This window comes from Methylocucumis oryzae (assembly GCF_000963695.1).
GTDB classification, from domain to species: domain Bacteria; phylum Pseudomonadota; class Gammaproteobacteria; order Methylococcales; family Methylomonadaceae; genus Methylovulum; species Methylovulum oryzae.
Window position 1 is genome coordinate 1 of record NZ_LAJX01000060.1, and the last position, 13,407, is coordinate 13,407.

At 45.2% G+C, this 13,407-nt stretch carries 14 protein-coding genes and 6 pseudogenes; 6 read left to right on the top strand and 14 right to left on the bottom strand.

The window, feature by feature from the left end; genetic code table 11:
- Positions 1-360: 360 nt before the first annotated feature.
- Together VZ94_RS25090 and VZ94_RS06885 are read left to right on the top strand one after the other, a co-directional pair.
- Positions 361-489: a type II toxin-antitoxin system HicA family toxin gene (locus VZ94_RS25090; RefSeq protein ID WP_109867664.1), complete on the top strand. Its 129-nt coding sequence runs from the start codon at positions 361-363 to the stop codon at positions 487-489.
- A gap of 61 nt (positions 490-550) precedes the next feature.
- Positions 551-967, top strand: coding sequence for a type II toxin-antitoxin system HicB family antitoxin (locus VZ94_RS06885; RefSeq protein WP_045778674.1), 417 nt, complete (start codon positions 551-553; stop codon positions 965-967).
- A 100-nt stretch (positions 968-1,067) separates the two neighbouring features.
- Here VZ94_RS06885 and VZ94_RS33115 read toward each other — a convergent pair.
- From VZ94_RS33115 to sdhC, 11 genes and pseudogenes are all read right to left on the bottom strand, one after another.
- Positions 1,068-1,598, bottom strand: a pseudogene (locus VZ94_RS33115) (REP-associated tyrosine transposase).
- A 173-nt stretch (positions 1,599-1,771) separates the two neighbouring features.
- The gene (locus VZ94_RS06895) at positions 1,772-2,362 is read right to left on the bottom strand and encodes a hypothetical protein (protein ID WP_045778675.1); all 591 of its coding nucleotides are present in this window, start codon (positions 2,360-2,362) and stop codon (positions 1,772-1,774) included.
- A 112-nt stretch (positions 2,363-2,474) separates the two neighbouring features.
- Positions 2,475-3,164 (bottom strand): hypothetical protein, encoded by a 690-nt coding sequence (locus tag VZ94_RS06900; RefSeq protein ID WP_045778676.1) that lies wholly within the window; start codon positions 3,162-3,164, stop codon positions 2,475-2,477.
- A 375-nt stretch (positions 3,165-3,539) separates the two neighbouring features.
- Positions 3,540-3,860, bottom strand: coding sequence for a hypothetical protein (locus tag VZ94_RS28270; RefSeq protein ID WP_239649704.1), 321 nt, complete (start codon positions 3,858-3,860; stop codon positions 3,540-3,542).
- A 106-nt stretch (positions 3,861-3,966) separates the two neighbouring features.
- A pseudogene (locus VZ94_RS32690) lies at positions 3,967-4,083 on the bottom strand (hypothetical protein); the annotation flags it as partial.
- On the bottom strand, positions 4,076-4,879 hold the full coding sequence (locus VZ94_RS26880) for an NCS2 family permease (protein ID WP_204369071.1): 804 nt from the start codon (positions 4,877-4,879) through the stop codon (positions 4,076-4,078). The pseudogene VZ94_RS32690 and the gene VZ94_RS26880, both read right to left, overlap by 8 nt.
- Positions 4,880-5,121: 242 nt before the next feature.
- On the bottom strand, positions 5,122-5,316 hold the full coding sequence (locus tag VZ94_RS24280) for a succinate dehydrogenase assembly factor 2 (RefSeq protein WP_239649705.1): 195 nt from the start codon (positions 5,314-5,316) through the stop codon (positions 5,122-5,124).
- Positions 5,317-5,319: 3 nt separating this feature from the next.
- Positions 5,320-6,106: pseudogene (locus tag VZ94_RS06915) on the bottom strand (succinate dehydrogenase iron-sulfur subunit).
- A gap of 63 nt (positions 6,107-6,169) precedes the next feature.
- Positions 6,170-7,952: pseudogene (gene sdhA, locus VZ94_RS06920) on the bottom strand (succinate dehydrogenase flavoprotein subunit).
- Between the two features lie 3 nt (positions 7,953-7,955).
- Positions 7,956-8,336 carry a succinate dehydrogenase, hydrophobic membrane anchor protein gene (gene sdhD / locus VZ94_RS06925; RefSeq protein WP_045778678.1) on the bottom strand — a complete coding sequence of 127 codons (381 nt, stop codon included), beginning with the start codon at positions 8,334-8,336 and terminating at the stop codon, positions 7,956-7,958.
- 9 nt (positions 8,337-8,345) lie between these two features.
- Positions 8,346-8,681 carry a succinate dehydrogenase, cytochrome b556 subunit gene (sdhC, locus tag VZ94_RS06930; RefSeq protein WP_082081445.1) on the bottom strand — a complete coding sequence of 112 codons (336 nt, stop codon included), beginning with the start codon at positions 8,679-8,681 and terminating at the stop codon, positions 8,346-8,348.
- Positions 8,682-9,026: 345 nt separating this feature from the next.
- Between sdhC and VZ94_RS06935 the strand changes: the two genes are divergently transcribed.
- From VZ94_RS06935 to pgl, 4 genes and pseudogenes are all read left to right on the top strand, one after another.
- The gene (locus tag VZ94_RS06935; protein WP_045778680.1) at positions 9,027-9,506 is read left to right on the top strand and encodes an EVE domain-containing protein; all 480 of its coding nucleotides are present in this window, start codon (positions 9,027-9,029) and stop codon (positions 9,504-9,506) included.
- Positions 9,507-9,675: 169 nt separating this feature from the next.
- Positions 9,676-11,157, top strand: a pseudogene (gene zwf, locus VZ94_RS06940) (glucose-6-phosphate dehydrogenase).
- The gene (locus tag VZ94_RS30365) at positions 11,158-11,373 is read left to right on the top strand and encodes a 6-phosphogluconolactonase (protein WP_275575159.1); all 216 of its coding nucleotides are present in this window, start codon (positions 11,158-11,160) and stop codon (positions 11,371-11,373) included.
- Positions 11,282-11,842 carry a 6-phosphogluconolactonase gene (gene pgl, locus VZ94_RS06945; protein WP_439097709.1) on the top strand — a complete coding sequence of 187 codons (561 nt, stop codon included), beginning with the start codon at positions 11,282-11,284 and terminating at the stop codon, positions 11,840-11,842. The genes VZ94_RS30365 and pgl overlap by 92 nt, the downstream gene beginning before the upstream one ends.
- Positions 11,843-11,917: 75 nt before the next feature.
- On the opposite strand, the pseudogene VZ94_RS33120 reads toward pgl, so the two are convergent.
- From VZ94_RS33120 to VZ94_RS06955, 3 genes and pseudogenes are all read right to left on the bottom strand, one after another.
- Positions 11,918-12,001, bottom strand: a pseudogene (locus VZ94_RS33120) (sulfite exporter TauE/SafE family protein); the annotation flags it as partial.
- A 1-nt stretch (position 12,002) separates the two neighbouring features.
- The gene (locus tag VZ94_RS06950) at positions 12,003-12,632 is read right to left on the bottom strand and encodes a sulfite exporter TauE/SafE family protein (protein ID WP_239649707.1); all 630 of its coding nucleotides are present in this window, start codon (positions 12,630-12,632) and stop codon (positions 12,003-12,005) included.
- Between the two features lie 274 nt (positions 12,633-12,906).
- Entirely contained in the window at positions 12,907-13,299 is a 393-nt protein-coding gene (locus VZ94_RS06955) for a lysophospholipid acyltransferase family protein (RefSeq protein ID WP_052700290.1), read from the bottom strand.
- Positions 13,300-13,407 lie beyond the last annotated feature (108 nt).

Genomic DNA, 13,407 nt, shown 5'->3' on the forward strand with positions numbered 1-13,407 from the left:
CCCCTAAAAACTAACGCAAGGCGTAGCATTTTTTAGCAAAATAACCAACGGACATGCCAATCACAAAAGGCGCGCCGATATTACCTAAAAGAAACGTGGAAGAAAAAAAGATCTTGAAAAGAATTTGTCGTCAAAGTCGTATTATTCATAAGCGAAGGCTGATAACGCATAAGTGCGAAGTTGTTTAAAACGTTTTCATTATAACGCAGAGGTGCATAAAACCATAGTGAGGATAACGTATCTACAATGCTGAAGCTTAGTTTACAGCAAAAGTTTACATTTTTGTGGTTTTTTGCAAAAAAAAAAAAAAAAACAACACAACTGTTAACATAAATCTGCACAAATCGATTGGGCAACCGCATGAACTCTAAACAAATGAAAAAGTGGCTTGAGCAACAAGGCGCTACGTTTAAACCTGGCAAAGGTTCTCATTTAAAAGTGTTTTTGAACGGCAGGCAATCGGTTTTACCCATGCATAGCTCTGACTAGCTGGGCAAAGGTATCGAAGCTGCTATTAAACGCCAACTCGGACTGAAATAAGGAAAAGCTTATGTTTGATTATCCAGTTGTTTTAACACCCGATAACGGTCGTGTTTTGGTGGTGTTTCCTGATATTCCTGAAGCGATTACTTTTGGCATTGACGAAGGCGACGCGCTTAAACAAGCTGTTGATGCGCTGGAAACAGCCTTATCTTTTTATATCGATGACCGCAAACCTTTGCCTATCGCTTCAGTACAGCCTGGCTTGCCCACCGTCTGCCCCTCCGCTTTAGAGTCTTTAAAACTAGCTATATACAGCGAGATGCTGAGACAAGGCATCCGTAAGGCTGAATTAGCTCGGCGTTTGGGCTGGAAAGCACCACAGGTTGATCGCCTGTTTGATTTAAACCATGCCTCAAAACTAGAGCAATTAGAATTGGCTGCCAAGGCGTTGGGACGGCATATCCAAGTCACTTTAACACCATAAATGCAGTTCCGTAGTTCATTCCATGCCAAAAACGCATATGCCATTAAGTTAAGGCATTTTGGAGTACAAAGCTTGCTTTGTACGGTATTTAATTGAAAGCTTAATCCGACACTGTTGGCAAATCCCTTATATCACCACACCCATTCAATGCCAGAATGCCATCATGGACGTAGCGATGAAAGGAAGAGTAAGGCCAGTCTTGTACACGGTTAACATAGCCATGTTTTAAAGGATTAGCATGGATATAGTCGATATGACTGGTGTAATCCAGTTCTGTAGTGAGCGTGTGTTCCCAATAACGCCGCTGCCATACGCCGCGTTCGGCACGTTTGCGCCGTGTCGCCGACAAGCGTTCGGTGCGCGGCAAGCCTTTTGAGAAACAGCAGCTTGATTAAGCGCCAGCGCATAGGGATATCATCACAATGAGGCGGTAATGTCCAAACGCACAATGCATGTGATCCGGTAATACTACCCAAGCGTCAATATGGAAAGGATGCAAGCGTTTCACGCGGCGCACCGAATCGCGTAATAAGTCAATAGGGTCAGTGAGCAAAGAGCGTTGGCGCTCCAGCAAGTTGACCGTAAAAAAACAACAGCCGCCAGGGACGAAGTTACGACGGTAGTTTGGCATATAAATCTCCGCATCAAAACACAAGCTAGCGGAAATAATAGCATAGGCGTAGGGTGGTTTCGCGACAGCAAACCGCCATCGGTGTACCCCGAGGGCGGATTGCCTATCGGCGAATCCACCCTACATCTATGCGACTTACGAGTTATACGTCTTACGGGTTACATCTATGCGACTTACAAGTTGCGCTGCGCGATTTGACGATGAACTTGTGCGATGATGAGCTGGAACATATTCGAGGGAAAGAACATTCTGTCGCCATACTTTCGAACTTGGTAGCGATTCACCCGCTCAGCGAGAAAGTCCTCCATTTGAGACAGCGAGCGACTTAGGTATGGGCCATCACGGCCTTCGGTAGATGAAGCGAGCAACTTCGCAACTAAGGTACCGCCGTCGACCTCTAGGGTTGCTGATTGACTAAGCCCTGCGAGTGCCTGCTCAATGTTTTTCGGAGAAACAAGCCCAAGTCTAGAAAGAGTGTAGCGGAGATGGTCGCTGCGGAACAACTTCTCGTCTTCGAAGGAGCCCGACTTAACTTCACACACGACACCAATTAAACGATTGAAGTCCAATTTTCCGGTCAGATAAGCATCCCAATCTTGCGGTTGGCCGCCAACCTCTTCATACACAAATGGCGGCCGTATCGCCAGCAAATCTATGTCGGACGTATGCGACACGAGACTAGACTTGTGCACAACAAAGTTGCTGATAGGGAAGAATCCATTTAAGCGAAGGTACCAGTAGGCCAACTCTTCGGCGTAATTCATTCGCCCCCCCCTTAAGCGGCCTAACGTTCAAAGTAACAGGCGCTGCGCGGCTTTATCGCGCAGCGTCCTGTTGACTGCAGGGTTGGGTATCTCGATACATGCGCTAGTCATGTTATCTATCAGCCCACTGAGTTCTCGCCACTACTGACCGATAGGCTGCTTTATCAAAACCTGGATGTTCCGCCGCCAGCTTCTCTATACTTGTGGCCCTTGTATTGAACAGTTTAGTCGCCGCCAACTCTAGCTCCGATAAAACTGCTGGCGTATGATCGGAAAAGACTTCCTTAAGTAACACCGGTTCTCCCACTGGCGAGGGACCAATAATCCGACCATGGCCGTTGTAGCTGACGACCAAAAAGATGCCGTCAAGTAGTTCAGCGGTTCGAGCCAACTCAATTAGCTTAGTTCGCTCCTCCCGGCGCACCCATGTCTGCACAACATGTTCGATGATGCTTATGACGTGTAGTGTTTCTTGCGAATTCGTGTTTGCAAGACTTTCGTATCTATATTGACGCCAATCGGCATATATGACCTCGAATGATTCACGCGGTACCTCTACTATGCCGTGAATGTCCGGCGAATCAATTGTCACAGAGCTTTCGGTAATCGCAGAAACTGTAAATGCCCTCCCGTAGAACTTTCCTATCCGTGTGACCGGCTTAGAAACTGCTGGAGTCCAGATATACGGGCTAAAGGCCGGATTCAAGGCTGAGAGTTCCGCCCAGAAAGCTTCGAAGGTCTTGTCTGGCGCTGCTGGATTAACCACTGCTAAAATCCCATGAGTCTGGTAACAGATGCCCAACGTAAATTAGCCATCCTAACTGACGTAAAACATTACATCACACCGTTTGCTAAATGATTGTAAAACATTAAAGTGTTTTTTTCTTTGAAGTTGTTAGCAAAATTTTAGCATAGCCTAAAATAAATACAATACACATCAAAAAACTTTTCTGCACCGCCGCCTAAGTTGCTCGACCCGGTACGGGCAATGACGTTTTAAGCATGACCGGCTCCGTGCCGAACACGCTTATGCGGACTGAATTAGGGCGTATCTATCGGCGTGCAGAAAAATGGTCGATTGCCTATCGGCGAATCCCCTTACCGCATTGGTATATAACATAAGATAAGTATCCCCACCCAGGACAGCAACATGAGAACAATAGAACGCAAACTTGGTTTATATCGTGTCTAAAGCCAACAACACTATAGAAAACGCATTAATCAACCATAAAGCTAATGATATTTCACGGCACCGACCGCTAACGCATTGCAATACGGTGTGAATCAGCAAGCCCCAGATTAAGCCTTGGGTAATTGAATAACTGAGTGGAATTAATAACAGCGTGATAAAAGCAGGAATCGCAGCCAACGAATCTTGCCAAGCAATGCGTGTGACTGAGCGCATCATCGCCATGCCGACAATGATTAACACCGGTGCCGTCGCTATTGCTGGCACTAATTTGGCTAAAGGTGCGACAAATAATAACGGAACGAACATTAAACCGGCAAAAACCGCCGTTAATCCGGTACGACCACCGGCATAAAACGCCCGATGCCGATTCTATGTAAGCGGTACCAGGACTTGAACCAAATATCCCAGAGTAAATCGTCGCTAACGCATCAGCCACCATAGAGCGCTCTATACGTCTAGGTCTGCCGTCAGCATCAGTTAACTCACCTGCTTCCGCAACGCCGACAAAGGTTGAAATGCTATCAAACATATCGGTAAACAATAAACCAAAACGCCGCCGGTAATACCGACCAATGCCAAGCGCCGAGCAAATCGAGTTGAAACAGTAAACTAAAATCCGGCCACGCCAACCAACCGTCCCATAGCACTAATTGCGCATGACCAAAATTAACCGCCGACGCGTCGCCATACCAACGTCCTATTGGATAAGCTAATAACGTTGTGAGCAACACCGTTAAAATTAACGCACCGGTGACGCGTTTGACTGTTAAGACGGCGGCAATAACAAGCCCTGCGACAAAGGTTAACGTTAAACTGTTTAACTCGCCTAGACCAATAAACGGTGTTTTGACAACAATAAAACCCGCATTAAACAAGCCGATTAACGCGATAAATAAGCCAATGCCTGCCGCACTGCCATAGCGAACATTGTCTGGAATGGCCTGTATTATTTTGTTACGAACCTTGAAAATTGACAGCAGCAAAAAAATGACGCCGCTCCAAAACACCGCCCCTAACGCAGTGGCGACAGGAATATGCTTATGCAGCACGACGGCATAAGTGAAATACGCGTTAATCCCCATGCCGGGCGCAACCAGAATGGGGTTATTCGCATATAGCCCCATGGTAATAGATGAAAAGGTACAGACTAACACTGTGGCGGTCAGTACCGCTTCGTAAGCCATGCCCGCTTGGCTGAGAATAGCCGGATTGACAATCACGATATAAACCGAAGCGATAAACATCGTTGCTGCGGCTAATAATTCCGTGCGCCAGGTACTGCCTTGCGCTTGCAACTGAAAATATCGCTCTAACCTATCTCGCATTAAGGCAACCTACTTGAGCCGGGGCAGCCCAATGAGAACAACGCCATCGCGGCTCGGCAACTGCTCCTGCGTTGCTCTAATACATGCCATCCTTGGCATTAATGGATTGCCGAGATCGAGGGTACAGGGATGTACTTGATTGCCATCCATGGCGTCTGGATTCCGGCAATCCCTGCCGGAATGACGATTTAGCTTTAGGGGCTTAAAACTAAAGCTGTCCCGCCTTAAGAGGATAGCCTGCATTAGCGTCGCTCCGAGATGAGTGCTTGCAGCTCGGCAAGCAATTCGGTGTCTTCTAGTTCAAGCAAGCTTAAGAATTTAGCTTGTTCTTGCTCATTCGCACAAGGGTAATGCTTGTCTAAATAGTCTTTTAACAGCAAATCCAGCTCTAACATGCCGCGCCGACATTGCCAATGCAATTTAGACTGCTGATGCACTGGTTAACCTAACCGCCGTTGCGCTAGCATTTTTTTAGTTTCAGCGATGGCTTTAGCTGGGTTTAAACCTTTAGGGCAGGTATCGGTGCAATTCATAATGGTATGGCAACGATATAATCGAAACGGGTCTTCTAACTCGTCTAAACGCCCGCCGGTATTTTCATCACGACTATCGACTAACCAGCGATACGCTTGTAATAACACCGCAGGGCCTAAATAGCGCTCGCTATTCCACCAATAACTAGGACAACTGGTCGAACAACTCGCACACATGACACATTCATACAGACCATCTAATTTAGCTCTGTCCTCACGGCTTTGTAAGCGTTCAGAATCGGCCGGTGCAGGCGTTTGGGTTTCTATCCACGGTTTTATTGCTGCGTATTGCGCATAAAAAGTGGGTTAAATCGGGTACTAAATCTTTCACTACCGGCATGTGCGGTAACGGCATAATTTTTATCGTACCTTCATACGCATCAATCGCTTTAATGCACGCTAAGGTATTTTTACCATTAACATTCATAGAACATGAGCCGCATACGCCTTCACGACATGAGCGCCTAAAAGTTAATGTACTATCGACTTCGTTTTTAATTTTTAAAATGGCATCTAAGACCATAGGCCCGCAGTCATCCATATCTAAATGATAGGCATCAATACGCGGATTCTCTCCAGTATCAGGATTCCAACGATAAATCTCAAAACGGCGAATATTGCCAGCGCCTTCCGGTGCTGGGTAAGTTTTGCCTTCGGTTAATACCGAATTTTTGGGTAAGGTAAATTCAGCCATAAATGTTAACTCAATAACTGGGTCGTAAAAATGTCGACTAAGACGTTTGTAAAAAATACGCACTTAATAAACCCTCTCTTTAGGTGGAATAGCTTCCACATCGCTGGATAACGTATATAAATGCACAGGGCGATAATCAATAGCTACGTTAGCCTCGGTACACCAGGTTAACGTATGTTTTAGCCAATTCACATCATCCCGCTTAGGATAATCTTCTCGTGCATGTCCACCTCGGCTTTCGGTGCGATTAGCTGCCGCATGAATAGTGACCACCGCTTGAGCCAATAAATTATCCAGCTCTAACGCTTCGACTAAATCGGTATTCCAAATTAACGAGCGGTCATTTAACGCAAGCTGGGTAAATGACTGTCGAATATCTGTCATCGAGGATTTACCTTCGTCCAACGTCGATTGGGTACGGAAAACCGCCGCTTTCGCTTGCATAGTTCGTTGCATCGCCAAACGAATTTCAGATGCAGCTAACGAGCCTTGCGCATAACGCACTGTGTTAAAGCGAGTTAACGCAGATTCATACGCTGATTTAGCAAGTGGTTTATGAGCGCTACCTGGCTTGATGAGTTCGGCACAACGTAGCGCTGCCGCCCGACCAAATACCACTAAATCTAATAAAGAATTTGAGCCTAAACGATTAGCACCATGAACCGATACACAAGCCGCCTCGCCTATTGCCATTAAGCCGGGTACCACACTATCAGGATTGCCGTCTTTTAAGGTCACCACTTCGGTTTTGTAATTCGTCGGAATACCGCCCATGTTGTAATGCACAGTAGGTAATACTGGAATCGGCTGCTTTGTGACATCGACACCGGCAAAAATCTTAGAGGTTTCAGCAATGCCCGGCAAACGCTCGTGAATAATCGCTGGGTCTAAATGCTCGATATGCAAGTAAATATGGTCTTTAAGCTTACCAACGCCACGACCTTCGTTAATCTCAATCGTCATCGCCCGGCTAACGACATCTCGCGACGCCAAATCCTTTGCTGACGGCGCATAGCGCTCCATAAAACGCTCGCCTTCAGAATTGGTTAAATACCCCCCCTCGCCTCTTACCCCTTCGGTTATCAAACACCCTGAACCATAAATACCGGTAGGATGAAACTGCACAAATTCCATATCTTGTAACGGTAGACCTGCACGTAACACCATCGCATTACCATCGCCGGTCACTGTATGGGCCGACGTACAGGAAAAATAACTACGCCCATAACCACCTGTTGCTAACACTGTAGAATGAGCCTTAAATACATGCAGCGAACCGTCATCTAAACACCAAGCTAATACGCCACGGCATTCACCGTCTTGCATGATTAAATCTAAGGCGATGAATTCGATAAAAAACTCAGCATTATGTTTTAACGCTTGTTGATATAAGGTATGCAAAATCGCATGACCGGTTTTATCGGCAGCCGCGCAAGTACGCTGAGCTTGGCCTTTACCATAATGCGTGGTCATGCCGCCAAATGCCCGTTGGTAAATTCTGCCATCTTCAGTGCGTGAAAACGGCACACCATAATGCTCAAGCTCGATCACCGCAGGAATGGCTTCCCGGCACATATATTCAATCGCGTCTTGATCGCCTAGCCAATCCGAGCCTTTTACCGTGTCATACATGTGAAAAACGCCAATCATCTTCGCCCATGTTGCCTAAAGCAGCGCTAATACCGCCTTGTGCGGCAACGGTATGACTGCGCGTTGGAAAAACTTTGGTTAAGCACGCTGTTTTTAAGCCTTTTTCCGCCATTCCTAACGTTGCACGTAAACCCGCGCCACCTGCGCCTACCACTAAGACATCGTAAGCGTGTTCAATAATTTTATATGCTGACATAACTTAACCTTTAACCACAATACGCAATAACGCCAGCAAAGCCGTTAAGGCTAATAAACCAAACACTAAATTGGCTAACCATACGCTTAAGATTTTCCGCGCTTCTCCAGGTACATAATCTTCAATCACGACTTGCACACCTAAAGCAGCATGATAAAACGCTGCCAACACCCAAGCCGCCAAACACGCCGAATGCCAGGGCATTTGTAACCACGTTAACGTTTGCTGATAAGACGCTGACATACATAAACTGAGAAAAGCCAGCAACCAATACGATAAGGGTAATAATGCGACAGCAGTTACACGTTGCAACCACCAGTGCATAGTCCCCGTTTTTGCCGAGCCTAAGCCCTGCGCTTTAGCGATAGGTGTTTTAAAATCCATAAGTCATCTCTAAACAGCGAGTAATATTACTAGCGTTAATATACATGCAGCAATGAGTTCAATTTGCGCATACCGCGTTAAGGTTTCTTTATCAAAACTATAGCCAGCATCCCAAAACAAATGCCTTACCCCATGACACGCGTGAAAACATAAGGCAAACACAAAGCCCCAGTAAATCAATTTGATTAACCAAAACTGTAACACTGCTTGTAATGTCAGGTAGCTAGCTTCTCCCATCGCTAACGCCGATAGTATTAATACAAAAAGTAATAAACCGGCTGATAATAATATTCCTGTAAGTCTATGCGTAATCGATATAAAAGCTGTTAACGGCAGCTTATAAATCGTTAAATGCGGTGAAGTCGGTCTTGGCGCGTTTTATAGCCATAAAATCTCCGAGATAAGCATTTGTGAAGTTGCGGTAACCTTGATTGTAATACGGGTTTTACTGTATTTGCTATTCTTTTAGCACAAATTCTTCGATATGTACCTTATACTACGGTAGATTGTTTACTATTAGTAAAAAAACTATCTTACTATCGCTATCATTTTGCTAAATCATTCGCTTATACAATCGCCTAACAACGGTTATCGAATTGAATTGTAATAAAAATTTGTATATAACCGTTTGCCAAATGCTTAAGCTAGCGCTAAGCTTGGCAAATCTTCATTTATCACACCGAACAAACAATGAACTATTGGCTAATAAAATCAGAACCCAGCACATTTGGCATCGAAGATTTATACCATTCACCCGGACAAACCGAACCTTGGGATGGTGTACGCAACTATCAAGCGCGCAATATGATGCGTGATGATATGAAATTAGGCGATCAAGTGTTTTTTTACCACTCTAATTGTGAAGAACCCGGCATCGTTGGCATTGTGGAAGTCTCGCGCGAAGCTTACCCTGACCTTACGGCCTTTGACCCTAGCGATTTACACCATGACCCTAAAAGCGACCCCAATAATCCACGCTGGGTCATGGTTGATATAAAACTAGTCAGATTGTTAAAACGCACTATCACGTTACAAGAACTGAAAGCTAAACCTGAATTAGCAGAGCTTGCGCTAGTTAGACGAGGTAACCGTTTATCAGTGATGCCAGTAGCCCCGGAGCAATGGGCGTTTATTCTCGGCTTAGAAAACGCCAATACGACAGATTATTGAGTAACGTAGTCGAGACGGTGACATTGCTTATCGTCTCGATTTAAGCAAAAAAACGAGGTTTACGCCTCTTCCCATCCACATGACATAAACCTCTGCAACACTAAGCATTTCCCCAAGCCTAGTGCTGCATTAGGATTTAGCAGTCATCACGCTCGCCCAGGTACAGACTATGAACGCCGAACCGTGCACCTATGTCATCTTTGGCGCGACAGGCAACTTGTCGCGCATCAAATTAATGCCCGCTTTATATCATTTAGAAGCTGCACAACGCTTACCTCAAGGCACAAAGATTCTCGCGATGGGTCGTCGCCCTTGGAGTAAACAACAATGGCTAAACGAAGTCGCAGACATGCTCAAAGCCAAACTCAAACAAGACTTTAACGACGCTATTTTCCAACAGTTTTCCGAAAAGCTGGACTACCATCAAGGTGATATACACGATATTGAAAATTACCAACGCTTAGCGAAATTATTAAATGACAGCAGTTTTTGCAACAATATTGCTTTTTATTTATCGATAAGCCCGGCTGATTTTGGCCCAGTAATGGGGTACTTAAGTTCACAAAACTTGTTTAACGAAGATTTAGGTTGGCGGCGGGTCATTATCGAAAAGCCCTTTGGCTATGATCTCGATAGCGCGCAAGCCTTACAAAAACGCATTAGCCAATACTTAAGTGAAGACCAAATTTATCGCATTGACCATTATCTAGGTAAAGGCATGGTGCAAAACGTCTTAGTGTTTCGCTTTGCCAACCTTTTACTAGAACCGTTATGGAATAGAAATTATATCGACCATGTGCAAATCACCCATTCAGAAAGCATAGGCATAGAAGGACGTGGCGATTATTACGACAGCGCAGGCGCTTTGCGCGACATGTTACAAAGTCATTTGCTGCAATTAATGACGTTAGTTGCGATGGAGCACCGGTGTCTATGGCAGCGGAAGCATTACGTGATGAAAAAGTGAAAGTGCTTAAATCAATACGCCCGATTGCTAAAGAAGCCGTACATGCGCAAGCATTTCGTGGCCAATACAGCAAAGGCCATATCAATAATGAAAAAGCCATCGCGTATTTAGACGAATCCCATGTTCCTAGCAATAGCAATACCGAAACCTACGCATCAATGAAGCTATACATTGACAACTGGCGTTGGCGTGGTGTCCCATTTTACTTACGCACCGGTAAGCGCTTAGCTGTTGCCCAATCCTCTATTTCGATATGCTTTCGCCACCCGCCGTTACAATTTTTTCGCGACACCGATGTGCAATGCATGGCACAAAACTGGATTCTGTTAGGCATACAGCCGGAAGAATGCATTAAAATCGAAATGACGGTGAAAGAACCTGGTTTAGAAATGAATACACGCACAACCAGTTTAGACGCCAGTTTTTCGTAATTCCAACGAAAAAGCCATTGATGCGTATGAGGATTTGCTCTTAGACGTACTCAAAGGCGACCGCTCATTGTTTTTACGCTTCGATGAAGTGGAACATGCTTGGCGTATCGTTGACCCTATTTTAAAAACCTGGGCTATCGAACGCGATTATATCGCAACCTATCCAGCGGGCTCGTGGGGCCCAGAAGATAGCCGCTTATTTGATAAAGATAGCCAATATTGGCGTAGCTCATTAACTCCGGAGTGTAAATAAATGCAAGAAAATAGTCGTTGGCGTGTATTTGACAACAGTAGTCAAGTCGCCGAAGCTGCTTACCACCACATTCTTAGTGCTGCAAACCAAGCTATCGCAGAGCACGGTAGCTTTAAACTCGTGCTTGCGGGCGGTAGCACACCTGAAAAAAGTCTACCGTTTATTAGCCCAAAGCAACACGGATTGGTCTCGCTGGCAGATTTATTATGGCGATGAACGCTGCTTACCGGCTGACCATAGCGATAGAAACAGCGTTATGGCTAACACCACCTTGTTAGAACAAACGACTATACCCGCTACACAGGTGTTTACCATGCCTACCGAACAAGGCAACGAAGCTGCCGCTGCCGCTTATCGTGTTATCGTAGCCAATGCCTTACCGTTTGATATGGTGTTATTAGGCATGGGCGAAGATGGCCATACTGCTAGTTTATTTCCGGGTCATCAACATGACTTAGATGAATTAGTGCATGCCGTTTATAACTCTCCTAAACCACCGCCAGAGCGAATTTCATTAAGTGCCAAGGCATTAAGTACTAGCAGTCATGTATTATTTTTAATTACCGGTGCTGGAAAACAAGCTAAAGTCGCCGAATGGCGCGCAGGTGCCGATTTGCCCGTCGCACAAATTAACCCGGCTAATGGAATCGACATCTTTATCGACCAAGACGCGTTCAGCGCTTAAGAAAATAACAGTTTCAACGCTGACGCAAACAGTAACACAGAAAAATAACGTTTTTAATTTAGCCGCCGGCAGGCGATGCGCAAGTTTCGCACCCAATGGAGCTGTCAAAACACTGCATACACCAATCGCAATAAAAGCCGGCCCATAAACATAACCCACACTATAGTCTGGTAAATTCTGGGCGTTTTAAACCGAGTAAAGCGTAACTCACCGTCCCAGCTATGGCAATTGGCAAGCCACATGCACTTGAAACAGCAACGGCTTGCCGCATTTCAAAGCCGCCATAAACCAAATAAGGCACGGTTAAGGTTCCACCACCTATACCAACAATCGCCGATAATAAGCCAATCACACTAGCGGCTAAACCATCCAACCAAACCGATTGTTGTTTAACATCCGGCTGTACTTTTACCGATAACACGAGCTGTAAACCAGCGTACACTAAAAAAACTACTATCACTAAACGCAGCCATATCACCGGCAACTGCTCAGCTACCACCGCACCTACGCCCGCACCAAGCATAATCATAGGCGCTAGCCGCCATACTTTAAACCACAACACAGTTCCTAATCGATGATGCGCATAAACCGAAGATAGCGCTGTCAATACAATAGTCGCTAATGACGTTGCAACCGCTTGTATCAATGACGACGACTCTGAAAAATGTTGCGCACTAAACACCATTACCAAACCTGGCACAATAATCAAACCACCGCCTATACCGAATAGGCCAGCCAGCAAACCAGCGACTAAACCGATTAGGCAACAACTTAATACAATAAACAACATACTCTTTTTAACCTTTAACGAAAAACAAGTATTTATGTTAAGCCGACAGATGGTGAAAGAAACACCATTGCTATATACTCTGAACGGTCAAGCTTTCGGTATCTTGTGTTGCCGTAAGGTGCGTTGTGCGCATCTTTTTCATTAATTTTTAATGATGGCGCACAGCGAGACCCTACCACTTGACCGTTTGAAATAAATAAAGCTATCAGTAACACCTGCCATCACTTCTGGCAAGTATTAATACAGCAAGGCACAGATTTTAAGTGAAACACGCTCACGCACGATGCTTTAAGCTATGCCTATCCTGCGGCTCGACGATATGTTGACGTATCAATTCTCTCGTTTCCACCGAAACCGCTTGCCGGGTCTTGCCTGTTGTACTTACCAACGGTAATAACGTAATCGTAACGTCAACGTTATCTAAGGCTAACATTCTTAATAAATGCGGCACAAACGCGTCATCGCCGACAAAAGGCGCTAAGCTTTTTGTAGAGTCACTGTACTGAATCGCAACAGGTTGAATAGGTACTTTAGTCAATAACGCCGGTTGAAATAACGACGCATGAAAATTTAATACGTCATCACCTACTGTCGTTGTACCTTCTGGAAAAATAATAATGTTGCTTTGCTGCTTTAATAACCAAACGATTTTTTCGGCTATCGCCATAATATGGCTTTTATCGCCTCGACGGATAAAAAATTGTTCCTGCCTTCTGAGCAATTAACCCAATAACAGGCCAATTTAAAATATCATTTTTAGCGACAAAATAACCCG

Excerpts from the sequence above, each read along its gene's own strand:
- VZ94_RS26880 (WP_204369071.1), bottom strand. The coding sequence starts at position 4,879 with ATGCGAGATAGGTTAGAGCGATATTTTCAGTTGCAAGCGCAAGGCAGT.
- VZ94_RS06935 (WP_045778680.1), top strand. The coding sequence starts at position 9,027 with ATGAACTATTGGCTAATAAAATCAGAACCCAGCACATTTGGCATCGAA.
- VZ94_RS06955 (WP_052700290.1), bottom strand. The coding sequence starts at position 13,299 with ATGGCGATAGCCGAAAAAATCGTTTGGTTATTAAAGCAGCAAAGCAAC.
- VZ94_RS30365 (WP_275575159.1), top strand. The coding sequence starts at position 11,158 with ATGCAAGAAAATAGTCGTTGGCGTGTATTTGACAACAGTAGTCAAGTC.
- VZ94_RS06885 (WP_045778674.1), top strand. The coding sequence starts at position 551 with ATGTTTGATTATCCAGTTGTTTTAACACCCGATAACGGTCGTGTTTTG.
- VZ94_RS25090 (WP_109867664.1), top strand. The coding sequence starts at position 361 with ATGAACTCTAAACAAATGAAAAAGTGGCTTGAGCAACAAGGCGCTACG.
- VZ94_RS06950 (WP_239649707.1), bottom strand. The coding sequence starts at position 12,632 with ATGTTGTTTATTGTATTAAGTTGTTGCCTAATCGGTTTAGTCGCTGGT.
- sdhD (WP_045778678.1), bottom strand. The coding sequence starts at position 8,336 with ATGGATTTTAAAACACCTATCGCTAAAGCGCAGGGCTTAGGCTCGGCA.
- VZ94_RS28270 (WP_239649704.1), bottom strand. The coding sequence starts at position 3,860 with ATGTTCGTTCCGTTATTATTTGTCGCACCTTTAGCCAAATTAGTGCCA.
- VZ94_RS06895 (WP_045778675.1), bottom strand. The coding sequence starts at position 2,362 with ATGAATTACGCCGAAGAGTTGGCCTACTGGTACCTTCGCTTAAATGGA.